25 protein-coding genes are annotated in these 22,573 nt (G+C 65.1%); 14 read left to right on the top strand and 11 right to left on the bottom strand.

Annotated elements, in window-relative coordinates; translation table 11 throughout:
* Window positions 1-930 (bottom strand): oxygen-dependent coproporphyrinogen oxidase, encoded by a 930-nt coding sequence (gene hemF, locus AC1DRP_RS05945; protein WP_476768066.1) that lies wholly within the window; start codon window positions 928-930, stop codon window positions 1-3.
* 62 nt (window positions 931-992) lie between these two features.
* The gene (locus tag AC1DRP_RS05940; protein WP_441505172.1) at window positions 993-1,454 is read right to left on the bottom strand and encodes a tRNA (cytidine(34)-2'-O)-methyltransferase; all 462 of its coding nucleotides are present in this window, start codon (window positions 1,452-1,454) and stop codon (window positions 993-995) included.
* 118 nt (window positions 1,455-1,572) lie between these two features.
* Here AC1DRP_RS05940 and AC1DRP_RS05935 point away from each other — a divergent pair, with 118 nt between their 5' ends.
* The 8 genes from AC1DRP_RS05935 to AC1DRP_RS05900 all read left to right on the top strand — a co-directional run bounded on the left by AC1DRP_RS05935 (window position 1,573) and on the right by AC1DRP_RS05900 (window position 9,809).
* Window positions 1,573-3,438, top strand: coding sequence for an ABC transporter ATP-binding protein (locus AC1DRP_RS05935; protein ID WP_441505173.1), 1,866 nt, complete (start codon window positions 1,573-1,575; stop codon window positions 3,436-3,438).
* A 189-nt stretch (window positions 3,439-3,627) separates the two neighbouring features.
* A complete protein-coding gene (gene petA, locus AC1DRP_RS05930) occupies window positions 3,628-4,173 on the top strand; it encodes a ubiquinol-cytochrome c reductase iron-sulfur subunit (RefSeq protein WP_441489518.1) in 546 nt (181 codons plus the stop codon).
* A 56-nt stretch (window positions 4,174-4,229) separates the two neighbouring features.
* On the top strand, window positions 4,230-5,513 hold the full coding sequence (locus AC1DRP_RS05925) for a cytochrome b (protein WP_069879615.1): 1,284 nt from the start codon (window positions 4,230-4,232) through the stop codon (window positions 5,511-5,513).
* Between the two features lie 6 nt (window positions 5,514-5,519).
* Window positions 5,520-6,401, top strand: a complete 882-nt coding sequence (locus tag AC1DRP_RS05920) for a cytochrome c1 (protein WP_476768065.1) — start codon at window positions 5,520-5,522, stop codon at window positions 6,399-6,401.
* A 136-nt stretch (window positions 6,402-6,537) separates the two neighbouring features.
* Window positions 6,538-7,407, top strand: a complete 870-nt coding sequence (locus tag AC1DRP_RS05915; protein ID WP_476768064.1) for an S-methyl-5'-thioadenosine phosphorylase — start codon at window positions 6,538-6,540, stop codon at window positions 7,405-7,407.
* Between the two features lie 101 nt (window positions 7,408-7,508).
* On the top strand, window positions 7,509-8,054 hold the full coding sequence (locus AC1DRP_RS05910; RefSeq protein WP_441505176.1) for an adenine phosphoribosyltransferase: 546 nt from the start codon (window positions 7,509-7,511) through the stop codon (window positions 8,052-8,054).
* A gap of 4 nt (window positions 8,055-8,058) precedes the next feature.
* A complete protein-coding gene (mtnA, locus tag AC1DRP_RS05905; RefSeq protein ID WP_441505177.1) occupies window positions 8,059-9,168 on the top strand; it encodes an S-methyl-5-thioribose-1-phosphate isomerase in 1,110 nt (369 codons plus the stop codon).
* Entirely contained in the window at window positions 9,165-9,809 is a 645-nt protein-coding gene (locus tag AC1DRP_RS05900) for a class II aldolase/adducin family protein (protein ID WP_441489513.1), read from the top strand. The genes mtnA and AC1DRP_RS05900 overlap by 4 nt, the downstream gene beginning before the upstream one ends.
* 88 nt (window positions 9,810-9,897) lie before the next feature.
* Here AC1DRP_RS05900 and AC1DRP_RS05895 read toward each other — a convergent pair whose 3' ends face one another.
* The gene (locus tag AC1DRP_RS05895; RefSeq protein ID WP_476768063.1) at window positions 9,898-10,908 is read right to left on the bottom strand and encodes a MaoC family dehydratase; all 1,011 of its coding nucleotides are present in this window, start codon (window positions 10,906-10,908) and stop codon (window positions 9,898-9,900) included.
* A 19-nt stretch (window positions 10,909-10,927) separates the two neighbouring features.
* Window positions 10,928-12,025, bottom strand: coding sequence for a redox-regulated ATPase YchF (gene ychF, locus AC1DRP_RS05890; RefSeq protein ID WP_113510844.1), 1,098 nt, complete (start codon window positions 12,023-12,025; stop codon window positions 10,928-10,930).
* 213 nt (window positions 12,026-12,238) lie between these two features.
* Here ychF and AC1DRP_RS05885 point away from each other — a divergent pair, with 213 nt between their 5' ends.
* On the top strand, window positions 12,239-12,844 hold the full coding sequence (locus AC1DRP_RS05885; protein WP_441505180.1) for a DUF5666 domain-containing protein: 606 nt from the start codon (window positions 12,239-12,241) through the stop codon (window positions 12,842-12,844).
* Between the two features lie 105 nt (window positions 12,845-12,949).
* On the opposite strand, the gene pth is transcribed toward AC1DRP_RS05885, so the two are convergent.
* The 7 genes from pth to AC1DRP_RS05850 all read right to left on the bottom strand — a co-directional run bounded on the left by pth (window position 12,950) and on the right by AC1DRP_RS05850 (window position 18,641).
* On the bottom strand, window positions 12,950-13,564 hold the full coding sequence (pth, locus tag AC1DRP_RS05880; protein ID WP_441489510.1) for an aminoacyl-tRNA hydrolase: 615 nt from the start codon (window positions 13,562-13,564) through the stop codon (window positions 12,950-12,952).
* Window positions 13,565-13,684: 120 nt separating this feature from the next.
* Complete coding sequence (locus tag AC1DRP_RS05875; protein WP_441489509.1) at window positions 13,685-14,305, bottom strand: 50S ribosomal protein L25/general stress protein Ctc; 621 nt, start codon at window positions 14,303-14,305, stop codon at window positions 13,685-13,687.
* A 151-nt stretch (window positions 14,306-14,456) separates the two neighbouring features.
* Window positions 14,457-15,020 carry a VUT family protein gene (locus tag AC1DRP_RS05870; protein ID WP_441489508.1) on the bottom strand — a complete coding sequence of 188 codons (564 nt, stop codon included), beginning with the start codon at window positions 15,018-15,020 and terminating at the stop codon, window positions 14,457-14,459.
* Window positions 15,010-15,753 (bottom strand): 7-cyano-7-deazaguanine synthase QueC, encoded by a 744-nt coding sequence (gene queC, locus AC1DRP_RS05865; RefSeq protein ID WP_476768062.1) that lies wholly within the window; start codon window positions 15,751-15,753, stop codon window positions 15,010-15,012. The genes AC1DRP_RS05870 and queC overlap by 11 nt, the downstream gene beginning before the upstream one ends.
* A 13-nt stretch (window positions 15,754-15,766) precedes the next feature.
* Window positions 15,767-16,711 (bottom strand): ribose-phosphate pyrophosphokinase, encoded by a 945-nt coding sequence (locus AC1DRP_RS05860; RefSeq protein WP_069882563.1) that lies wholly within the window; start codon window positions 16,709-16,711, stop codon window positions 15,767-15,769.
* Window positions 16,712-16,868: 157 nt separating this feature from the next.
* Complete coding sequence (locus tag AC1DRP_RS05855; protein ID WP_476768061.1) at window positions 16,869-17,429, bottom strand: hypothetical protein; 561 nt, start codon at window positions 17,427-17,429, stop codon at window positions 16,869-16,871.
* A gap of 60 nt (window positions 17,430-17,489) precedes the next feature.
* Entirely contained in the window at window positions 17,490-18,641 is a 1,152-nt protein-coding gene (locus AC1DRP_RS05850; protein ID WP_476768060.1) for a M24 family metallopeptidase, read from the bottom strand.
* A gap of 160 nt (window positions 18,642-18,801) precedes the next feature.
* Here AC1DRP_RS05850 and AC1DRP_RS05845 point away from each other — a divergent pair, with 160 nt between their 5' ends.
* From AC1DRP_RS05845 to AC1DRP_RS05825, 5 genes are all read left to right on the top strand, one after another.
* The gene (locus tag AC1DRP_RS05845; RefSeq protein ID WP_441489504.1) at window positions 18,802-19,056 is read left to right on the top strand and encodes an accessory factor UbiK family protein; all 255 of its coding nucleotides are present in this window, start codon (window positions 18,802-18,804) and stop codon (window positions 19,054-19,056) included.
* Between the two features lie 283 nt (window positions 19,057-19,339).
* The gene (locus tag AC1DRP_RS05840) at window positions 19,340-19,846 is read left to right on the top strand and encodes a type III secretion system chaperone family protein (RefSeq protein ID WP_043232643.1); all 507 of its coding nucleotides are present in this window, start codon (window positions 19,340-19,342) and stop codon (window positions 19,844-19,846) included.
* Window positions 19,847-19,961: 115 nt separating this feature from the next.
* Window positions 19,962-20,783: a pyrroline-5-carboxylate reductase gene (proC, locus tag AC1DRP_RS05835; protein ID WP_441489503.1), complete on the top strand. Its 822-nt coding sequence runs from the start codon at window positions 19,962-19,964 to the stop codon at window positions 20,781-20,783.
* A gap of 144 nt (window positions 20,784-20,927) precedes the next feature.
* Window positions 20,928-21,599, top strand: coding sequence for a TetR/AcrR family transcriptional regulator (locus AC1DRP_RS05830; protein WP_476768059.1), 672 nt, complete (start codon window positions 20,928-20,930; stop codon window positions 21,597-21,599).
* A gap of 104 nt (window positions 21,600-21,703) precedes the next feature.
* Window positions 21,704-22,573, top strand: an 870-nt coding sequence (locus tag AC1DRP_RS05825; RefSeq protein ID WP_476768058.1) for a cache domain-containing protein, incomplete at its 3' end; no start/stop codon positions are given.

Here is a 22,573-nt window from a genome sequence, read left to right as displayed (position 1 = left end):
TCAGGGCCAGCGTACGGTTGGCGGCAGCGAGGAGAGGATCGAGGCGACATTGCCGCCGGTCTTGAGGCCGAAGATCGTGCCCCGGTCATGGAGCAGGTTGAACTCGACATAGCGACCGCGCCTGACCTGCTGTTCGTAACGCTCGGCCTCGGTCCAGGGCGTGCCGATATTGGCGCGCATGATCCGCGGATAGATGTCGAGGAAGGCCTTGCCGACCGCCTGGGTGAAGGCGAGATCGGCCTCAGGCTCGCCGGACCAGACATAGTCGTAGAAGATGCCGCCGATGCCGCGTGGCTCACCGCGGTGCTTCAGGAAGAAATACTCGTCGCACCATTGCTTGAAGCGGGGATAGTCGGCGACTGGGGCGAAGCTTTCGCAGGGCGCGCGCATCGCGGCGTGGAAGGCGATGGCGTCGGCGTCCTCCTGCGTGCGCCGATTGTCCAGCACGGGGGTCAGATCGGCTCCGCCACCGAACCACGGTTTCGTCGTCACCACGAAGCRCGTGTTCATATGCACTGTCGGAGCATGCGGATTCCAGGGATGGGCGATCAGCGAGATGCCCGTGGCATGGAAGCGCGGATCCTCGGCCGCGCCCGGAATCTGACCTGCAAATTCGGGCTGAAAGGTGCCGTAGACGGTCGAGACGTGGACGCCGACCTTCTCGAAGACGCGGCCCTGCATCATCGACATGACGCCGCCACCGCCTTCGGCGCCATCGTGGTTGCGACGTTGCCAGGGCGTCCGCTCGAAGCGGCCCGGAGTCCTTGCCTCGGCTGGGAAGGGGCCGGTGACTTCATCCTCCAGCGCCTCGAAGGCCGAGCAAATCTGGTCGCGCAGGGCCTCGAACCAGGCTGTCGCGCGCGGCTTCATGGCCTCCGCGAGGGCGAGGGGAGATGTCGTGGAGGCAGGGTCAGTCGCTCGGGTGGTCATCGATCCGTTTCCGTTCCGCTCGCCGCGAGGGTCTTCATCCGCGGTGACGAGGAATTTCGCGCCTATCTCGGATAAGCGTCCAGCTGCCGCAAGGCCTCTCCCATAACCACGGCTGCGGCAATTGCGACATTGAGCGAACGCAAACCCGAGCGCATCGGCACATGGACGCTGCCGTCGACGGTTGAGTAGAGCTCGGCGGGGACGCCCGCCGATTCGCGTCCGACGAGCACGATGTCGCCGGGAGCGAAGGCAAAATCGGTATGGGCGGTGGCCCCATCCGTCTCCGCCAGGATCAGCCGGTGGCCGCCCGCAAGCCGCCATGCATCGAAGGCCTTGAACGAATCATGCCGGGTGATCGCGGCGCGCTCGAGATAGTCCATGCCGGAACGCCGGAAATGGCGGTCCGAGACGTCGAAGGCCGCGGGTTCGATGATGTCGACCGCGATGCCGAGGCAGACGGCCATGCGAATCATCGTGCCCGAATTCTGCGGGATATCCGGCTGGTAGAGGGCGAGGCGCAACATGCGCTGCTGTCATGCGGTGACGTCATGACATGCGTCAAGCCTCTGGCCGCGACCTGACTGCTGCCCCATATGTCGCCAAGATTTCGTCGTCATGCCGGTCCATGGAGGGCGGTACGCCATGTTCGCCTCCCTGTTCCGTTTTCTCGAAAGCCGCATCGACGTCTTCGCGCCCTTTGACGAGGGCCAGACGCCGCCCAAGGGCGTGTGGCCATTCATGTGGCACCACATCAAGGGCGTGAAGGGCTGGATGGCCCTGATCATGCTCACCGGCCTCGGTTTCAGCGGTATCGAAGCGGCGATGTACCTGATGGTCGGCTGGTTCGTGGATCTGTTGGCGACCCAGTCGCCCGAGACGATCTGGCGCGATCACAGCACGGTGCTGCTCGGCGCGGCCTTCCTGCTCGTCGTGGTCCGCCCGCTGATCTATTTCGCCAATCATGCGATCGTGGACCAGGTCGTGGTGCCGCAGATCACCAATCAGATCCGCTGGCGCAACCATGTCTATACGCTTGGCCATGCGCTCTCCTATTTCCAGAACGATTTCGCGGGACGGCTTTCGGCGCGCGTGATCCAGGCGGGGCAATCGATCCGTGGCGCGACGATCGAGGTCATCGACGATCTCTGGTACGCGCTGATCTTCGCATCGGTGGCGATCGGCTTCTTCGGCTCGACCAGCCTCTGGCTGGCACTTCCGGTCATCGTCTGGTTTGCAGCCTATGTCGTGCTGCTGATCTATTTCGTGCCGCGCGCGAAGAAGCGCTCCGAGGCGAACTCGCTGGGGCGTTCCTCGACGACCGGGCGCATCGTCGATTCCTATACCAATATCCTGACGGTCAAGCTCTTCGCCCGCGCCGATGCCGAGCGCTCGTCGGTCCGCGACTCGCTGTCGCGCTGGAACGCCTCCTTCCTGCATTTGTCGCGGCTGATCACCGGTGTCAGCGTCATCCTGCAGACCATGAACAGCCTGCTGGTCGTGACGACGGCGTGGATTTCGCTGCATCTCTGGAGCCAGGGCATCATGTCGCCCGGAGCGGTCGCGGCCGCGATCGGCCTCGTGCTGCGGCTGGTGCAGATGTCGAGCTGGCTGATCCATCTGGTGCGCGGCGTGTTCGAGAATATCGGCTCCGTGCAGGAGAGCATGGAGACGATCGCCAAGCCGCATGACCTGACCGACGTGCCGGATGCCAGGCCCTTGTCGGTCGGCGAGGGGGCGATCCGCTTCGAGCAGGTGCGCTTCAATTATGGCCGCACCGGCGGTCTGTTCGAGGGGCTCAACCTCGATATCCGACCGGGCGAGAAGATCGGCCTCGTCGGCCCATCGGGCGCCGGGAAGTCGACGCTCGTCAACCTGCTCTTGCGACTCTATCCGCTGGAGGCCGGTCGCATCCTGATCGATGGGCAGGATATCGCCCGCGTGACGCAGGACTCGCTGCGCGCACAGATCGGCATGGTGACGCAGGATAACTCGCTGCTGCACCGCTCGATCGGCGATAATATCGGGTATGGCCGGATCGATGCGACCGAGGACGAGATCATCGAGGCGGCCAGGAGGGCATCGGCGCATGAGTTCGTCGCGACCCTCAGCGACCAGGATGGGCGCAAGGGGTTCGAATCGCGTGTCGGCGAGCGCGGCGTCAAGCTCTCGGGCGGCCAGCGCCAGCGCATCGCCATCGCCCGCGTGCTGCTCAAGGACGCGCCGATTCTGATCCTGGACGAGGCCACCTCGGCACTTGATTCAGAGGTCGAGGCGACGATCCAGGAGCAGCTCACGGCGCTCATGCAGGGCAAGACCGTGATCGCGATCGCGCACCGGCTCTCGACCATTGCGGCGCTGGATCGGCTGATCGTGCTCGACAAGGGGCGCATCGTCGATCAGGGCAGCCATGCCGAACTCGTCGCGCGTGGTGGCCTCTATGCCCGGCTCTGGGCGCGCCAGTCGGGTGGTTTCCTGGCCGTTGCCGACCCGGAGACGGTCACGGCCTGAGTCCCGCTGAGGGCAGGCCGCGATGCACATTGCCGCCGCCCGGAACAGTAGACTTCGTCCAAAGTGCATGCCAAAGAGCGCGGCGGCGACGTGCCGCCGCATTGCGGCTGCGAAGGGGCGCACCTATGAGGGGCGTCAGACGATAATTTACAGCCGTTCCAGGCTGGGCGAAGAGCAGAGGAATCGATCGTGGCTCACGCGACCGAGACGACCCAAACCACCCGCCGCGACTTTCTGATGCTGGCGACCGGCGCTGCCGGTGCCGTCGGTCTCGGTGCTGTTGTTGTTCCGCTCGTGAGCCAGTTGGCTCCGGACGCGCAGACCATTGCTGCTGGTGCGCCGATGGATGTCGATCTCGGCCCGATCGCGGAAGGCCAGGCCATCAAGCTGTTCTGGCGCGGCAAGCTGATCTTCGTGCGTCACCGCACCAAGAAGGAGATCGACGAGGCGCGTGCGGTCAATGTCGCGACGCTGCCCGATCCTCAGACCGACCAGGCCCGCGTCAAGGAAGGCCACGAGCAGTTCCTCATCGTTTACGGCAATTGCACCCATCTTGGCTGCGTGCCGCTCGGCAATTCCCCCGGCGATCCGAAGGGCGACTACGACGGCTGGTTCTGCCCATGCCACGGTTCGCACTACGATTCGTCGGGCCGCATCCGCAAGGGGCCTGCGCCGCTCAACCTGCCGATCCCGCCCTATGCGTTCAACGCAGATACGAAGATCCGAATCGGCTGAGCTATGCGCTTCTCCATGATTTCCAATGATACCGAGAAAGCCTTGAGGCATTCGTCATGAGTGGTCATAGCACCTACGTTCCGAAGACCGGCTTTGAACGCTGGCTCGATGCCCGTCTGCCGATCGTTCGCCTCATGCACGATTCGGCCGTGTCCTACCCGGTTCCGCGCAACCTGAACTACCTTTGGACCTTCGGCGGCATCCTGGTGTTCATGCTCGTCGCGCAGATCGTGACGGGCGTCATCCTGGCGATGCACTACACGCCGCATGCGACCATGGCCTTCAACTCCGTCGAGCACATCATGCGCGACGTGAATTTCGGCTGGCTGCTGCGTTACCTGCACTCCAACGGCGCCTCGATGTTCTTCGTCGCCGTCTATGTCCACATCTTCCGCGGCCTCTATTACGGGTCGTACAAGGCTCCGCGCGAGGTGCTCTGGATCCTCGGCGTCGTCATCTTCCTGCTAATGATGGCCACCGCCTTCATGGGCTACGTGCTGCCCTGGGGGCAGATGTCCTTCTGGGGCGCCACCGTCATCACCAACCTGTTCTCGGCGCTGCCGGTGGTTGGCGAGACGATCGTGACCTTCCTGTGGGGCGGCTATTCCGTCGACAACCCGACGCTGAACCGCTTCTTCTCGCTGCACTATCTGCTGCCGTTCATGATCTTCGGCGTCGTGATCCTTCACATCTGGGCGCTGCACGTCGTCGGACAGAACAACCCGACCGGCGTCGAGGTGAAGAACGTCCAGAAGGACACCGTGCCGTTCACGCCCTATGCGACCATCAAAGACATCTTCGGGATGGTCTGCTTCATCTTCGTGTTCGCCTATTTCGTGTTCTATCAGCCGAACTTCATGGGCCATGCCGACAACTACATTCCGGCCAACCCGGCGGTGACGCCGACACATATCGTGCCTGAGTGGTACTTCCTGCCGTTCTACGCGATCCTGCGCGCCATTCCCGACAAGCTCGGCGGCGTTCTGGCGATGTTCGCGGCGATCGCGGTGCTGGCCTTCCTGCCCTGGCTCGACACCTCCAAGGTGAAGTCGATGAGCTACCGGCCGGTCGCCCGGGTCCTGTTCTGGGCGTTCCTCGTGGTCTGCATCGTGCTCGGCTATCTCGGCGCCATGCCTGCCGAGGAGCCCTACGTGACCTACTCGCGGATCTTCACCGCGCTGTATTTCGGCTACTTCATCTCGCTTGTGCTGGTCGGCATCTTCGAGAAGCCGGCGAAGCTGCCGAACTCGATCGCGGACTCCGTGCTGGCCAATATCAAGGGTGGCTCGGGCGCGAGCCTTGCGGCTGCCACCGCCTCCGAACCGAACGCCAAGGGCTGACGAAAGATGAGCACCACCCCGTTTCGCCTTGCCCTGGCGGGGCTAAGCTTCGGCCTTGCCCTCACTGCCAACGCGCTGACGGCCCAGGCCGCCGGCGACCGTGTGATCCCGCCGCAGCAGAAGTGGTCATTCTCGGGTCCGGTCGGCAAGTTCGACCGTGCCCAGCTCCAGCGCGGCTTCAAGGTCGTCAAGGAGGTCTGCGCCAGCTGCCACGCGATGAGCCTGATCCCGATGCGGACGCTGTCGCAGCCTGGTGGCCCGGAGTTCACGCCCGGGCAGGTCACCGCGCTGGCGGCGACCTATCAGATCAAGGACGGCCCGAACGACCAGGGCGAGATGTTCGATCGTCCCGGCCGTCCGGCGGACCGTTTCCCGTCGCCGTTCCCGAACGAGCAGGCGGCGCGGGCCGCCAATGGCGGAGCCTACCCGCCGGATCTGTCGGTCCTGGCCAAGGCCCGCACCTATGAGCGCGGTTTCCCGCAGTTCATCATCGACATCTTTTCCCAGTATCAGGAGCAGGGGCCGGACTATATCGCGGCGCTGCTGGCCGGGTACAAGGAACCGCCGCAGGGCTTCCCGCCGCTGCTGCCGGGCCAAAACTACAACACCTATATGCCGGGCCACYTCATCGCGATGCCGCAGCCGCTCCAGGACGGGCAGGTCGAGTATCCGAAGGGGCCGGACGGCAAGTCGCCGGTTCCGGAGACCGTGGCGCAGTATGGCAAGGACGTCGCGGCCTTCATGGTCTGGATGGCTGAGCCGCATCTCGAGGCGCGCAAGCGCATCGGCATGCAGGTCATGCTGTTCCTCATCTTCTTCGGCGGTCTGCTCTATTACACCAAGAAGAAGGTCTGGTCGCGCATGCCGGATGGCTCAACCGCGCACTGACCAACTCTGAGAATGGGAAAAGGCCCCGGAAACGGGGCCTTTTTCGTTTGGCCTTGCGCGGCTGCGGCTGTGCAGCGCCTTTGTACGGCCGTCACAGAAGCCTGCTCCTGTCCGGCCAAACTGAAAGGAAGCGATCATGAGCGAAGCTGTGCTCGGAATCATCGGTGGGTCGGGCATCTACGACCTGCCGGGCCTGACCGATCTGCGCGAAGAGCGTGTCACGAGCCCCTGGGGCGAACCCTCGGATATCCTGCGCATCGGCCGGATCGGCCAAACCAAGATCGTCTTCCTGCCGCGCCATGGTCGTGGTCACGTCCTGCCGCCCTCCGAGATCAATTACCGCGCCAATATCGACGTGATGAAGCGCGCGGGGGTCACCGATCTCGTCTCGCTCTCAGCCTGCGGGTCCTACAAATCCGAGCTCTATCCCGGCCTGTTCGTGCTGGTCGACCAGTTCATCGACCGCACCGTGCGTCGCGCCAGCTCCTTCTTCGGCAAGGGCTGCGTCGCRCATGTCCCGATGGCGCGCCCGGTCGGTCCGCTGCTGCAGGCAAGGCTCGCCGATGCCGCTACGGCCGAGGAGCTGCCCTTCGTGCGCGGCGGTACTCTGGTCACCATGGAAGGCCCGCAATTCTCGACCTATGCGGAGTCGCTGACCTATAAGGCGCTCGGCTACGACCTGATCGGCATGACCGCGATGCCCGAGGCCAAGCTCGCCCGTGAGGCCGAGATCACCTACGCGACCGTCGCGATGGTGACGGATTTCGACTGTTGGCACCCGGAGCAGTCCTCGGTGGATGTCACCTCAGTCGTGGCAGTGCTGAAGGACAATGCCGAGAAGGCGCGCCGGCTGGTTGCGCGCCTGGCCGCGGATTTCCCTGCCGATCGCGAGCCCTGTCCGGCTGGCTCCCATCACGCGCTGGACGGCGCCATCATAACGGCGCGCGAATTTCGAGATTCGAGCCTGGTGGCTAGGCTCGACGCGGTTGCGGGCCGGGTCCTCTGACTGCTGCCTGACATTGGAGGGGGCGCCGGGCTGGGGCTGGCGGTTCCCTTCGCGCGGCCGCGGCGCTAAGAGAGCGCGTCGCCACAGCGAGCTGTTTCCGCATGGACCGTGATACCCTCCTCGACCTGAAGAACGCGATCCGCTCGATTCCGGATCATCCCAAGCCGGGCATCATCTTCCGGGACATCACCACCCTGCTCGGCGATGCCCGGGCCTTCCGACGTGCGGTCGACGAGCTCGTCCAGCCTTTCGCCGGGCTGAAGATCGCCAAGATCGCCGGCATCGAGGCGCGCGGCTTCATCCTCGGCGGGGCGGTGGCCCATCAGCTCTCGGCCGGCTTCATCCCGGTGCGCAAGAAGGGCAAGCTGCCGCACGAGACGGTCAGCATCAGCTATTCCCTGGAATACGGCACGGGCGAGATCGAGGTCCACAAGGACGCGGTCTCACGGGGCGAGCGYGTCCTGCTCGTCGACGATCTGATCGCGACCGGGGGCACTGCGGAAGGGGCGGTCAACCTGCTATCCTCGCTTGGCGCGGAGGTCGTGGCGGCGTGCTTCATCGTCGATCTGCCGGATCTCGGGGGGGCGGATCGGGTCCGCCGCCTCGGCGTTCCCGTGCGCACGCTCGTCTCCTTCAGCGGACACTAAGCCCATGAAGATCGGCGGCAAGGCCTACCGGACGATCTGGCTCGCGCAGGATGGCTGGCGCGTCAGCGTGATCGACCAGACCAAGCTGCCCTTCCGTTTCGAGACCGTCGCGCTTGGGAGTGCCGAGCAGGCCGCCGAGGCGATCCGCAGCATGGTGGTGCGCGGAGCACCGCTGATCGGCGCTACAGCCGCCTATGGCGTCGCCCTGGCCATGCGCGCGGACCCGTCCGACCAGGCGCTGGAGGTGGCTGTCGCGCTGCTTGGTGCGACCCGCCCGACAGCGGTGAACCTGCACTGGGCACTGGAGCGGGTGAGCGCCAGGCTGGCGGGCCTGGATCCAGCTTCGCGCATGGCAGCGGCCTATGACGAGGCTGCTGCGATCTGCGACGAGGATGTCGCGCTCTGCCGCGCGATCGGTGAGCACGGACTTGGCGTGATCCGCGGCCTTGCGGCGGGCAAGGCTCCGGGCGAGCGCCTCAATATCCTGACCCATTGCAATGCCGGCTGGCTTGCCACGGTTGACTGGGGCACGGCGCTGGCGCCGATCTATCTGGCGCATGATGCCGGCCTGCCCATCCATGTCTGGGTCGACGAGACGCGGCCGCGCAACCAGGGCGCGGCGCTGACGGCCTATGAACTCGGCGCCCATGGCGTGCCGCATACCGTGGTCAGCGACAATGCCGGCGGGCATCTGATGCAGCGCGGGCAGGTCGACATGGTCATCGTCGGTACCGACCGGACGACCGCGACCGGAGATGTCGCCAACAAGATCGGCACCTATCTCAAGGCGCTGGCAGCGCATGACAACGGCGTGCCTTTCTATGTCGCTTTGCCGTCCCCGACGATCGACTGGCGGCTGTCGGACGGGCTCGGCGAGATCCCGATCGAGGAGCGTTCGGCACGCGAGGTCACCCATCTCGCAGGCCTGGGCGAGGATGGCGAGGTCGGCCAGTTTCGAGTGGTGGCGCCTGGCAGCCCCGCCGCCAATCCCGCCTTCGACGTCACCCCGGCGCGCCTTGTCACCGGCCTCATCACCGAACGTGGTGTGGCCCCTGCGAGCTCCGAGGGGCTTGCTGGTCTCTTTCCTGATCTGGCGCGCGGAGCTGCGACATGAGTGAAATGGCGCTTCGCGCAGAGATCGTCGCGGTCGCCCAGGCGATCGACAAGGCCGGGTTCTGCCCATCGAAATCCGGCAATGTCTCGGCCCGCTTCGAAGGCGGATTGCTGATCACCCCGTCCGGCCTGCCGTATGCGCAGACAAGGCCGGAGGATCTGATCCATCTCTCGCAGGACGGCACCATCCTGAATGGCTCACGCAAGCCTTCGTCCGAATGGCCGTTCCATGTCGAGATCTACAAGGCGCGCCCGGACGCCCAGGCGATCGTGCACACGCATTCGCCGCGTGCCACCGCGCTGTCGTCGGCAAGGCGCGGGATTCCGGCCTTCCATTACATGATTGCGCTATGCGGTGGGGCCGATGTGCGTTGCGCGGAATACGCGACCTTCGGCACACCCGAGCTTGCCGAGAACGCGGTGAAGGCGCTTGAGGGGCGCAAGGCGGTGCTGCTTGCCAATCACGGCGTCATCGCGCTTGGACAGACACTCGCGGGCGCGCACACGATCGTCGCCGAGGTCGAGAATCTCGCCGGGCAATATCTCGACCTGCTCGCCTCCGGCTTGGAGCCGGTCATTCTTGACGAGGCCGAGATGTCGCGCGTTTCCGCGAAGTTCGCTGGCTACGGCAAGGTCGGCTGAGGACCAGAGGCGTTCTGGGGGCGCGGCCCGGCATGGTCGGGCTTGGCCCCGGCCACATCGCCTGGGACGCTTCAGATCGCGCCGCGGATCAGGCCGGCCTGCGCTCGATGAAGACGCAGCCCTCGAAGCTGAAGACCTCCTCTCCATGCTGGTTCACACCGGCATTGCGATGGAAGAACAGGCCCCATTGCGGGCGGCTGGCGCTGGCGCGGGTTTGAATGACGGTCGAGCTATAGGTGATCCTGTCGCCGACAAAGACCGGTCTGGACCAGCGCAGATTCTTGAAGCCGGGGGAGGGGCCGAGGCGTGGCGCCTGTCCGGGCGTGGCCGCGAGCTGGCGTTTGCGGTGAGCGACCATCGTTGCCATCCAGACCGAGGCCGTATGCCAGCCCGAGGCGGCCAGGCGCCCGAAGGAACTGCTGCGCGCCGCAACATCGTCCATGTGGAAGGGCTGCGGATCGAAGGCACGGGCGAAGGCGACGATTTCCTCAGGTGTGAAGACGAAGCTGCCGAGTTCATGGCTCTCGCCGATCTCGATCTCCTCGAAGAAGGGCGCCGGCTGCGTCTCGCCAGCGGGAATTTCGAGCAGGCTCAGCGCTGCCGGCTGCACATAGCGGGGCGGGTGGGCCAGCCAGTCGCCCCTGGGTTGAGCAAAGCCCGAGCCCTTGCGACCGAACATGATCCAGTTGGTCTGCTCGAGGACCGGCTCGTCGCGCAGGTTCAGGAGCTCGAACCGGAACTTCACCAGGCCCATCTCGGGGCGTGAGCGCGATTCCTTGGTTTCAATCACGCTGCGCCGTGCGCTGAGGACATCCCCCGGCAGCACGGGCCGGAGCCATTTGACCTCTTCGATGCCGGGGGYCCCCATCGAGGCGGCCTCCAGGACGAAGTCCTCGGCGAGCAGCCGCATCAGTAGCGAGCAGCTATGCCAGCCGGACGCGATGAGCTGGCCGACGAAGCTCTGCCTCGCGGCCGCCGGATCGGTGTGGAAATCCTGCGCATCGTAGCGCGAAGCATAGGCGATGATGTCGTCCTGCGAAACGGCGACCCGGCCGCTCTGCTTCACCTCTCCGACGACGAAGTCCTCGAAATAGCGCATAGGTCGCTCGCGGTCCGGCTCAGTTGGCGAAGCGGAAATGCAGCACGTCGCCATCGGCGACGACATATTCCTTGCCTTCGAGCCGGAACTTRCCGGCTTCGCGCGCACCGCTCTCGCCCTTGTGGGCGATGTAGTCGTCATAGGCGATGGTTTCGGCCCGGATATAGCCCTTCTCGAAATCGGTATGGATCACGCCGGCGGCGGCGGGGCCCTTGGTGCCGTTCTCGATCGTCCAGGCGCGGGCTTCCTTCGGGCCCACGGTGAAATAGGTGACGAGGTTCAGGAGCGCATAGCCGGCGCGGATGACGCGGTTGAGACCCGGCTCGGCGAGGCCGACCGCGTCGAGATAGTCCTTCTGCTCTTCGGCCGGCAGGACGGCGATCTCGCTCTCGATCTTGGCCGAGACGACGACGGCGACTGCGCCCTCCTCGGCAGCGCGGGCCTTCACTTTCTCGGAGAAGCCATTGCCCTTGTCGGCGCTGGCTTCCTCGACATTGCAGACATAGAGCACCGGCTTGGACGAAAGCAGGCCGAGCATCTCGAAGGCCTTGCGTTCCTCGGCTGCGACCTGGACGAGGCGTGCCGGCTTGCCGTCGCGAAGCAGGACGAGGCAGCGGTTCATCAGGTCGGCCAGTTCCTTGGCCTCCTTGTCGCCCGACTTCGCCTTCTTCTCCAGCGGCTGCACGCGCTTCTCGAGGCTCTCGAGATCGGCGAGCATCAACTCGGTCTCGATGGTCTCGATATCGTCGATCGGAGAGATCTTGCCCTCGACATGGGTGATGTCACCATCCTCGAAGCAGCGCACCACATGGGCGATGGCGTCGCATTCGCGGATATTGGCGAGGAACTGGTTGCCGAGGCCTTCGCCCTTGGAGGCACCGCGCACGAGCCCGGCGATATCGACGAAGGTCAGGCGCGTCGGAATGATCTCCTTCGAACCGGCAATGGCGGCCAGCTTCTCCAGCCGGTCATCGGGTACCGCGACGTCGCCGACATTCGGCTCGATCGTGCAGAAGGGATAGTTCGCCGCCTGTGCCGCAGCCGTCTGCGTCAGTGCGTTGAACAGGGTCGACTTGCCGACATTCGGCAGGCCGACGATACCGCATTTGAAACCCATGATGGCTGGTCCGTTGCGTCGCCGCCGCAAAGGGGCGGTCGCGAGATGATGATTGGAATGTCCAGGGCCTTATTGGGGTCCGGGCGGCAAAAGACAAGATGGCAGGGGCCAGGGACGGCTCACGCGAACGTGCATGGCGAGGCGCTGCGCAGGAGCGCAGGACTTCGCGAGACGGCGATCTGTCTGCGCCGGTCCATTCGACGGAGCTCTTCCATGCGCGCGCTCTCTGCCAGTCTCTTCGCCGCAGCTCTCGTCCTGACCAGCAGTATCGTACAGGCTCAGGCGCCGGCGACACGGGTGCGTGGCACGGTCGAGAAGCTCGAAGGCTCGGCGCTGACAGTGAAGACGCCGAGCGGCGAGGACGTCGCGGTCGCCCTGGCCCCCGGCTACTCGGTTGGCGGGGTGGTCAAAGCCAGCCCAAACGACATCAAGAAGGGCAGCTTCGTCGGCGTCGGTGCGCGGCCGCAGGCTGACGGCACGCTTCTCGCCGTCCAGGTCCTGATCTTTCCCGAGGCGATGCGCGGGACGGGCGAAGGGCACAGGGCCTGGGGAGTCTTGCCAGACAGCACCATGACCAATGCAACCGTGGCCGAGACGGTTTCGCGCGTCGATGGCGCCAATCTCGTCCTGACCTATCCCGGTGGGGAGCAAAAGGTAACGATCACGCCCGAGGCCAATATCATCATGGCCGCACCCGCCGAAGCGTCCGAGCTGTCGCCGGGGGCACAGGTCGCGTTCACGGCGACGCGCCAGCCCGGCGGCGGTCTTCTTGCCAGCCGAGTCACGATCGCGAAACAGGGCGCCCAGTTGCCGCTCTGATCCATCGCCCGAAAAGTGGATTGCGGTTTTCCAGAAAGCCGATGCAAACACGGAAAGGCTCGTTCATCGGACCCGATACGAGATCGGGTCCGATGAACGAGCCTTTTAGTCCTCGGCCTTCTCGCCGAGGCGCTTCACCGCGGCATGGCCGCGCGCGTCCATGAAGAGATGCACCTTGTTCTGGAAGCCAGCATCATCGCCCGCGGCGAGCAGAGTGGCGTAATCGGCGCAGGCCGTGCAGAGATCCTCGACCCAGGGCTGCTCAGCCTTGCCGAAATCGTTCAGCACATAGGCATGGACGAGGGCCTTGTCGCCGGGATGGCCGATGCCCATGCGGACGCGGCGGTAGTCGTTGCCGATCGCGGCCGTCATCGAGCGCAGCCCGTTATGGCCGGCATTGCCGCCTCCGAGCTTCACGCGCAGCTTGGCCGGAGCGAGATCGAGTTCGTCATGGAAAGCGATCACGTCGGCGGGGGCGATCTTGAAGAAGCGAGCCGCCTCGCCGACCGCGCGGCCGGATTCGTTCATATAGGTCTGCGGCTTGAGCAGGATGACCTTCTCGTTACCGATCGTCGCCTCGCAAGCCTCGCCCTGGAAGCGTGAGCGCCAGGGGGAGGCCCGGTATGTGCGGGCAATCGTCTCGACCGCCATGAAGCCGATATTGTGCCGGTTGCGGGCATAGCGCGCGCCGGGATTGCCGAGACCGGCAAAGATCAGCATGGCAGGTCACTCCGGCAGTCGGGAGGGGCTGGCGGTCCTGCGCCTCCCTCTAAAGCAAGACGGCCGGGAAACCCGGCCGTCCAAGTGGTCTCGCGAAGGCAGCGCCGAAGCGCGGCATCCTCAGGCCTTGGCGGCCTCGGTGCCTTCGGCTGCGCCCTCGGCAGCAGCATCCTCGATCACCGACGGCGCCACGATCGTGACCAGCGTCAGGTTCTCGCGGGTGGTCAGGCTGACGCCTGCCGGCAGCTTGATGTCGTTGACATGGATGGACGTGCCAACGCCCAGGCCAGCGACGGAGACGTCGAGGGACTCRGGGATGTTCTCAGGCGCGACGTCGATTTCGACGTTGTGCTCGACGATCTGCAGGGTGCCGCCGGACTTCAGGCCCGGGCAGGCCTCCTGATCGACGACGTGAACCGGAACCATGACCTTGATGGTCTGGCCGGCTGCGACGCGCAGGAAGTCGACGTGAATCGGGAAGTCCTTGACCGGGTCGAGCTGGTAGTCGCGCGGAATGACGCGCGTCTTCTTGCCGCCGACATTGATCTCGAAGATCGTGGTCAGGAAGTGGCCGCCATAGATCATCAGGCGGGTCTGGTTGGCGTTGAGCGCGATCGCCTGCGGGGCTTCGCCCGCACCATAGATCACGGCAGGAGTCTGGCCTTGACGACGAACTGCCCGGGCGGCCCCCTTGCCGACCTGGGTGCGCGCCGAAGCCTCGATTTGCTTCACGGCGGTCATGATGATGGTCCTCGTTTTCTTGATAAAGACACGGCCGCCCGATGGCGGCCGTCTTGGTCTCGCGCCCGTGCCTCCAAGGKTGTCAGTCGAGCGCGAGGAGGCTCATAGGCGAAAAAGCGGGAAAGCTCAACCCGGGGACGGGCGCTTCCGCTCAGGCGGCGACCAGTCCCAGCCGCTCGTCACGCCGGCGCAGCAGGTGCATCAGCGGCAGCGCCAGCAGTACCATCCAGGCCTTGCCGATGATCTGGCCCGACAGGAAGTCGAGGCTGCCGAAGGCGAGCCAGAGGAAGACGATGCTGTCGATGACGAGGCCGACAAGGCTCGATGCGATCACGGCCGTGACGAAGCGGCGCCGCTGCAGCGGCGTGTAGACGGCGAAGTCCGCGAGCTCCGAGAGAAGGAAGGCCGCGACCGAGGCGACGACGATCGCCGGCGGAGCAAGAAAGCCTGAGATCGCGGCGCCGACGAAGATCGCGCCCAGTCCGACCTTGGCACCGAGGCGGCGCTGGACGATGTCGCGCAGCACGAGCGCGAGGCCGATCATCAGCACGCCGCTCGGCGCCTTGATGCCCGGCGCGACCGGCACGAGGCAAGGACCGTTCGGCACGCAGACCGTGCCGACATTGCCGAGCATCCAGTTCGCGGCGGGGATGGTGAGCGTGAAAAGGACGAGGGCGACCAGCCCTTCGGTCCAGCGCTGCTGATCAGGAGTCATAGGATGGTCCAGTGTCGTCCGGTGAACAGAGAAAGCCAGCATAGCCCTTCGCCCGCAGCTCGCAGGCGGGGCAGGTTCCGCAGCCATAGCCCCAGGAATGGCGTGTCGTCCGGTTGCCGAGATAGCAGCTATGGCTGTCCTCGACCACCAGATCGAGCAACGTCTCGCCGCCAAGCTCGCGGGCCAGCGCGAAGGTCTGCGCCTTGTCGCGCCACATCAGCGGCGTGTGCAGCACCAATCGCCGGTCGAGCCCGAGATTGAGGGCGACCTGCATCGCCTTGATCGTGTCATCGCGGCAATCGGGATAGCCGGAATAATCGGTCTCGCAGACGCCAAGCACGATGTGCCTGCAGTTCCGGCGATAGGCCAGCGCCGCGGCGAAGGTCAGGAAAATCAGGTTCCGTCCCGGCACGAAGGTCGTCGGCAACCCGGTATCGGCGAAGGCGATCTCGCTCTCTCGCGTCAGCGCGGTCTCGGAAATCGTGCCGAGCGCAGCGAGGTCGATGATGTGGTCCGGCCCGAGCCGCTCCGCATAGGCCGAGGACAGGGTGGGCAGCTTATCGCGAATCGCGAGCCGGCATTCCAGCTCGACGCGGTGGCGCTGGCCGTAATCGAAGCCGACGGTTTCGACCGAGCCGAAGCGTGCAAGGGCCCAGGCGAGCGTGACGGTCGAATCCTGCCCGCCCGAGAACAGGACGAGTGCGCGGCCTTCGCCGGTCGTGGCAGCCGTCATCATACCATCCCGTTCAGTCGAACAGGCTGGAGACGCTCGATTCGCTCGCGGTGCGCTCGATCGCCTCGCCCATCAGGTTGGCAATGGAAATGACGCGGATGTTGCGCGCCACCTTCACTGCCTCGGTCGGCATGATCGAATCGGTGATCACCAACTCCTTGAGCTTGGAATTGGCGATGCGTGCGACTGCGCCGCCCGACAGCACGCCATGGGTGATGTAGGCGTAGACTTCCCTGGCGCCTTCCGCGAGCAGCGCTTCGGCGGCGTTGCAGAGCGTTCCGCCGGAATCGACGATATCGTCAAGCAGGATGCAGGAGCGGCCCTCGACCGAGCCGATGATGTTCATCACCTCGGATTCGCCCGGCCGGTCGCGGCGCTTGTCGACGATGGCGAGCGGAGCGTCGATGCGCTTGGCCAGTGCACGGGCACGGACCACGCCACCGACGTCCGGTGAAACGACCATGGCGTTCTTGTAGTCGAGCCGTTCCTTGATATCGCGGGCCATCAATGGCGCGCCGAACAGGTTGTCGGTCGGGATGTCGAAGAAGCCCTGGATCTGTCCGGCATGGAGATCGAGCGTCAGAACGCGGTCGACGCCGGCATGGGTGATGAGATTGGCGACGAGCTTGGCCGAGATCGGCGTACGGCCCGAGGCACGGCGATCCTGCCGGGCATAACCGAAATAGGGGATCACCGCGGTGATGCGCCGTGCCGAGGAACGGCGCAGGGCATCCGTGATGATCAACAGCTCCATCAGGTGGTCATTGGTGGGGAAGGAGGTCGATTGGATGACGAAGACGTCCTGCCCGCGAACATTTTCCTGGATCTCGACGAAGACCTCCATGTCGGCGAAACGCCGGACCTGGGCCTTGGCAAGGGGGATTTCGAGGGAGGCACAAATCGCTTCGGCGAGCGGCCGGTTGGAGTTTCCGGCGACGACTTTGAACGAAGAGGGCATGCCGTGGCGCACCGTGAGGACTGGCGGGGGCGGGAGTCGTGAGACCGGCTGAATTCGCAGCGCTCATAACAGCGCCATGACAATGAGTCGACCGCTGCACTGCAAAAACAGTGCGCGAATCACGCCTCACCCCACTGCGTTCAGCGGGATGCCTCGCTCAGGAGCGCTTGCCGCTGGTCGCAGCAGCCGTCTTGGTTTTCGCCTTGTCCTTATCCTTGGCGCTGTCCGCGGCAGGTTTGTCCGGCACCGGAGCGGTCACCAGGAAACTCGCGATCGCGTCCATCGAATCCGATGCTGCCTTGGCGACGATGGTCTGGTCGATGCTCGACCAGGGATCGCCGCCGCCGCCGCGCCTGCCGAGGCTCTCGCCCTGCACGCGCTGGGCGCGCTTCTTGCTCTCGTCATAGACGTCCCAGACGAAGGCCAGCGCAGTCTGGCCGTCCTCTGTCGGCTGGGCGGTCAAATAGCCGCGAACCCGGAAGCGCGCGGGTGCGTTGCCGGCGACGATCTCCATCTTGCGTTCCGCCGCCGCCTCGCCGAGCAGGCTCGCAAAATTCGTGGTGACCTGGTCGGGCGCACCGGAGATGCTCTGGACCGAGACCGGGACGCCGGGCGCATCGACGCGCGGACGCGCGGCCGTGCTGGTGGTTTCCTGGCAGCCTGCGAGCGCAAGCGCGAGGGCTGGCCCCAGAACGAGGCCGCTTAAACGACTAAACATGACGCCTCCCGCTTTTTGCGTACGGGTTTGCTGAGGATTCCCTGCGTGACTCTTGTAGGGTCAACGGATCGCGAGGTCCAGATCGGGCAAGTTCAGGTTTTCTGCGCCTTTATCGCCGACGAGATAGGTGCGGCCGAGGCACATCGCGGTCTCGCTCGCCGAATCCATCAGGATCATATGGGCGAACATCACCATGCCCGGAACGATCGGCCAGTCGTTGCTCTCGTAGAACATCGGCCAGTCCATCCAGCTCGGCGTGAACTTTGCGCCAAGCGAGTACCCGCAGGCATTGAGTCGGTGGCTGGAAAGACCGTGTTCGTCGAAGATCCGGGCATGGGCGGAGAAGACATCGCCTGCAGTCCGCCCCGGTTTCAGTTCAGCCTCGCAGGCGAGGAGCGCCGCCTTGGCGGCTTCATGATAGCTGAGATGCAGCGGGCGGGGCTCCCCGACCACGACGGTTCGCATGATCGCAGCATGGTAGTGTCTGTCGACGCCCGCGAATTCGAGCGTGATCTGATCCTGCGCGTCGAGCGTCCGGCGGCCCGACTTGTAGCGGCAAAGCAGGGCGTCGTGGCCGGAGCCGATGATGAACTCGTTGGCCGGATAGTCGCCGCCACCCGCGAAGATCGCATTGTGCTGTGCGGCCAGGATCTCGCCCTCGTCGGCGCCGGCCCGGATCAGGTCGAGCGCCGCCCTGTCGGCGGCGTCCGAGAGAGCGGCCGCGCGCCGGACACAGGCAATCTCTGCCGCCGATTTCACGGCGCGCAGCCGTGTCACGATCGTCGAGCTATCGACGAGAACGCTGATATCCGTGAAGGCCGCTTCCAACTTGCGGCCGCTTGCCGCGACAAGGCCGTAGGATTCAAACTCCACGCCGATGCGCTTGCCGGCCAGGCCGAGATCCTGTGCCAGCATGAGCAGGTCACGCGCAGGATTCGCGTCGCGGCCATCCTTCCAGATGCGGATATCGGCCAGATTCGAGGTGTGCTCGGCCTGGCGCAAATCGGCAGAGCGGGTCAGCAATGCCATGCTGCCATCGGCCTTCACCACCAGGCACTGGAAGAAGCAGAAGCCGAAGGTGTCATACCCGGTCAGCCAGAACATCGATTCCTGCTGGAACAGGAAGAGCGCATCGAGCCGATCGCCTTGCATGGCCAAGAGCAGGGCATCACGCCGGCGTGCGAATTCGGCGGGTGAGAAGTGCAGGGCCATGGCTCGCGAATCCCCTGTGCTGACGTGGTCCTCATGTTTAGGCCGGGCTCGCTCGGGCTCAAAGGACGTGGACGATGTGCCGCTGCGATTGCGGGCGAGGCCTTCGTCGCCCATATCAGGCGTGCTATGGAGCGCCGGCATTCGGCCCTGGAGATTGATGATGGCCACGACCTCGAACCGCATACTCGACGATCTCGCTCGTCTGGTCACCGACGCCGCGGGAGCCGCCCAGGGTGTGCGCCGTGAGGTCGAGACGGTCGCCCGCACGCAGATCGACCGCCTCCTGCGCGAGATGGACGTCGTGACACGCGAGGAGTTCGAAGCCGTGCGCGAGATGGCGGTTCTGGCCCGTGAAGAGAATGACAAGCTCGCCGCACGGCTGGCTGCCCTCGAGGCTGGGCGCGACAAGGGCTGAGCCGGCCCGTGTTCCGGCTGTGGACAGCAGCCGGCAGGGATTGAGCCCAACCCCCGAATCCGCCGAGCCTGCATCAGGTGTTGGGAGCGTCGTCGCGCCTGCGCTATCGTCGAAGGAGAGGTGATTCGCCGGTCGTATCCGCTTGGGGTGCGTTTGGCGGTCAGGAGGCCATATAGCGGCTTCCGCAGTCTTGTTGCGTCCCGCGCTTCCCCGTCGCCRTGTTCCCGTTCTCGAACGAGCTGGACCCGCATTCCCGCGGGGAGCTGGCAGTTGGACCCTGGGCATGATGGACCTTGACCTGGACGCAGAAGCCGAACGGCCTGCCAATCCTCTCGACCTGATCGAGCGCCTCGCCGCACTCAACAACTGGACGTTCGACCGCGACAGCGATGATGAGCTCTCCGTCTCCGTCACCGGAGGCTGGTCGGATTATCATGTCGCGATCACCTGGCTCTCCGAGGTGGAGGCGCTCCATATCGCCTGTGCCTTCGATCTCAAGGTGCCGGAGCGTCGGCGCGGCGAGGTGTTGCAACTTGTCAGCCTCGTCAACGAGCAGCTCTGGCTCGGCCATTTCGACCTCTGGAGCTCGGAGAACGTGGTGATGTACCGCCACGCGCTCCTGCTTTCCGGTGGTGCGGAGCCGACCGACGAGCAGGCCGCCGCCCTGATCAAATCGGCGATCGACGCCTGCGAGCGCTATTTCCAGGCCTTCCACTTCGTGGTCTGGGCCGGCAAGAGCGCGCGCGAGGGGCTCGAGGGGGCGATGCTCGAAACAGTCGGGGAAGCCTGAGACCCTGGTTTCGTCATGCCCGGGCTTGACCCGGGCATCCGTTGCCGCTTCTGGTCGTGCGATGCCCGGTTCCGGGCCGCGCATGACGTCACATATCGTTCCTCGTGAGGCCTCCATGTCCCGTTCCCTGCCGCAAACCCTTGTCCTCATTGGTGCGGGCAAGATGGGAGGCGCCATGCTCGAGGGCTGGCTGCGCATCGGCATGGATCCGACCGGGATCACGCTGATCGACCCCAAACCCTCGGACGAGATCGCGACGCTGGCGGCCGAGAAGGGCATAGCCCTCAACCCTGAGCCGCGCTCGGTGCCGCCGACCGAGGTTCTCGTGCTCGCGACAAAGCCGCAGATGCTCGATACGGCAGCGCCCTCGGTCCAGGCGTTCATCCAGCCGCAGACCCTGCTGATTTCCATTCTGGCCGGCAAGACGCTCGGCGATCTCTCGGCGCGCCTGCCCAATGCCACGGCGATCATTCGCGCGATGCCGAACCTGCCGGCTTCCGTACAGCGCGGCGTCACTGCGGCTGCCGCCGGCAGGGGCGTCAGTGCTGATCAACGGGCGATGGCGGATGCGCTGCTCGGGAGCATCGGAAAGGTCGAATGGCTTGCAACCGAAGATCTGATCGACGCGGTCACAGCCGTTTCGGGCTCCGGTCCCGCCTATGTCTTCCATCTCGTCGAGTGCCTGGCGGCAGCTGGCGTCGCAGCGGGACTTCCGGCCGAGACGGCCGAGCGCCTGGCGCGGGGCACCATCGAAGGAGCAGGGGAGATGCTCTATCAATCGCCGCTGTCGCCGGCGACCTTGCGCCAGAACGTGACCTCGCCTGCCGGAACGACGGCGGCAGCACTCGAAGTGCTGATGGCCGATAACGGACTTGCGCCGCTGATGCGCCGCGCGGTGGCTGCCGCCAAACGTCGCGCCGAAGAGCTTTCCGGCTGAACGGCCTTTCCTCAGCCGTGATCCAGACCTACCTTTCCGTCATCGCTTTGCGAATGGAGAGGTCCGATGGCCCGCAAACCCGCTTCCCCCAAAGCTGAAAAGCCTGCTGCAGGCGCGCCGCCCGCCGACTCGCGGAAGGCGGTGGTGGACGCGCTTTTCAATCTTGCGGCCTCGCGGCCGTGGGACGAGATCGAGCTCGGCGATATCGCCGCTGAGGCCGGCGTCTCGCTTGCGACGTTGCGCAACCTGTTTCCGTCCAAGCTCGCCATTCTCGGCGGGCTGACCCGTATCGTCGACGATGCGGTGCTCGCCGGCCAGTCCGATGACCTCGCAGACGAATCCTACCGCGAGCGGATGTTCGACCTGGTCATGCGCCGCCTCGATGCTCTTGCCCCTTACAAGGCCGGCCTGCGGCGCGTGATGCCGGCGCTGCGGCGCGATCCCCTGGCACTCGCGGCTCTCAATCGCGGTGCGGTCAATTCCTGGCGCTACATGCTCGCCTCGGCGGGGATCCCGACGGAGGACGCGCTGGGAGGCGTGCGCGTGCAGGGCGCGGTGTTGCTGATGGCGCGTGTCGCGGACGCCTGGCTCGACGATGACGAACCGGAACTCTCCCGGACAATGGCGCGTCTCGATCGCGAACTGAAGACTGCGAGCTGGGTGATGTCGCGGGCCGAGGATATCCATCGGCTCACGGCTCCGTTGCGCGGACTCGCCCGTGCCTTCTGCGGAGCCCGTCCGCGGGTTCGCCGCCGGGAGCGTGGCGAGGATGGCCGCCGGGGCGAGGATAACGAGGATTTCGCTCCGGCCATCTAGCATCGCCGCGCGCCAGCAAAATGAGGCGAAAACGGGGCAGAATTAACAAGGCCTTAGTTGTTGCCCGGGGAGTGTGAAGAATCACACCTCGCGAGGCTTACTCGATGCCGTTTCTGAAGAAGCTTGCTGCCTTGTCCATCGGCCGTTCGTTCGGTCTCATCGCCATTCTCGCGGCCGTCCTCGCCATCGGTGGGGTGAGCTTCACGCTCGTCCAGGCCCGCAGCGAGATGATCGCCCTCAAGCGCGCCGAGATGAAGAACGCCGTCGAGGCGGCTGCATCGACGGTCAACAGCTATCTGGCGCGGGCTGATAAGGGTGAGCTGAAGGAAGCCGAGGCGAAGAAGATGGCGCTCGATGCCATTTCCGCAGCGCGCTTCGACAACGGAAACTACTATTTCGTCGTCAATTTCGACGGCATCAGCGTTCTGCATGCCAATAAGAAGATCGAGACGACGGACATGATGCCGTTGAAGGATGCGACCGGAAAGTTCTTCGTCAAGGAGATGGTCGAACTCGCCAAGGCAAAGGGCACCGGATTTCTCGACTATTTCTGGCTCAGGACCAGCGACAAGGAGCCTTCTCTCAAGATTTCCTATGTCGTCTCCGTGCCGAAATGGAACTGGGTCGTCGGTTCCGGGCTGCATGTCGACGATGTCGACGCGGCCTTCCGTGGCATGATGCTCGATGTGGCCAAGGTCCTGGTTCCGCTTGGCCTGCTCATGCTTGGTCTGGTCGTGTTCCTGAGCCGCCGCTCGTCGAGCATGCTGACCTCGCTTGCGGACACGATGAACGAACTTGCGACCGGCAATCTGCAAAACCCGATCGCGCATCAGGAGCGTGGCGACGAGATCGGCAGCATGGCGCGTGCTCTCGTCGTCTTCCGCGATGCGGCTCTGGCGAAGGAGGAGATCGAGGCCGACAAGCAACGCGTCGAGGCGCAGGCGAGCGCGCATCGCGACGCCGCCGACCTGGAC

This window comes from Allobosea sp. 01N443 (assembly GCF_056399325.1).
The sequence above is the reverse complement of the archived record's forward strand: the minus strand, read 5'-3'. Positions and strand labels throughout refer to the sequence as shown.

Bases quoted from the DNA above. Each gene is read 5' to 3' on its own strand.
- AC1DRP_RS05940 (WP_441505172.1), bottom strand. From the start codon at position 1,454: ATGTTGCGCCTCGCCCTCTACCAGCCGGATATCCCGCAGAATTCGGGC.
- AC1DRP_RS05935 (WP_441505173.1), top strand. From the start codon at position 1,573: ATGTTCGCCTCCCTGTTCCGTTTTCTCGAAAGCCGCATCGACGTCTTC.
- AC1DRP_RS05925 (WP_069879615.1), top strand. From the start codon at position 4,230: ATGAGTGGTCATAGCACCTACGTTCCGAAGACCGGCTTTGAACGCTGG.
- mtnA (WP_441505177.1), top strand. From the start codon at position 8,059: ATGAAGATCGGCGGCAAGGCCTACCGGACGATCTGGCTCGCGCAGGAT.
- AC1DRP_RS05900 (WP_441489513.1), top strand. From the start codon at position 9,165: ATGAGTGAAATGGCGCTTCGCGCAGAGATCGTCGCGGTCGCCCAGGCG.
- AC1DRP_RS05885 (WP_441505180.1), top strand. From the start codon at position 12,239: ATGCGCGCGCTCTCTGCCAGTCTCTTCGCCGCAGCTCTCGTCCTGACC.
- pth (WP_441489510.1), bottom strand. From the start codon at position 13,564: ATGCTGATCTTTGCCGGTCTCGGCAATCCCGGCGCGCGCTATGCCCGC.
- AC1DRP_RS05870 (WP_441489508.1), bottom strand. From the start codon at position 15,020: ATGACTCCTGATCAGCAGCGCTGGACCGAAGGGCTGGTCGCCCTCGTC.
- queC (WP_476768062.1), bottom strand. From the start codon at position 15,753: ATGACGGCTGCCACGACCGGCGAAGGCCGCGCACTCGTCCTGTTCTCG.
- AC1DRP_RS05860 (WP_069882563.1), bottom strand. From the start codon at position 16,711: ATGCCCTCTTCGTTCAAAGTCGTCGCCGGAAACTCCAACCGGCCGCTC.
- AC1DRP_RS05855 (WP_476768061.1), bottom strand. From the start codon at position 17,429: ATGTTTAGTCGTTTAAGCGGCCTCGTTCTGGGGCCAGCCCTCGCGCTT.
- AC1DRP_RS05850 (WP_476768060.1), bottom strand. From the start codon at position 18,641: ATGGCCCTGCACTTCTCACCCGCCGAATTCGCACGCCGGCGTGATGCC.
- AC1DRP_RS05845 (WP_441489504.1), top strand. From the start codon at position 18,802: ATGGCCACGACCTCGAACCGCATACTCGACGATCTCGCTCGTCTGGTC.
- AC1DRP_RS05840 (WP_043232643.1), top strand. From the start codon at position 19,340: ATGATGGACCTTGACCTGGACGCAGAAGCCGAACGGCCTGCCAATCCT.
- proC (WP_441489503.1), top strand. From the start codon at position 19,962: ATGTCCCGTTCCCTGCCGCAAACCCTTGTCCTCATTGGTGCGGGCAAG.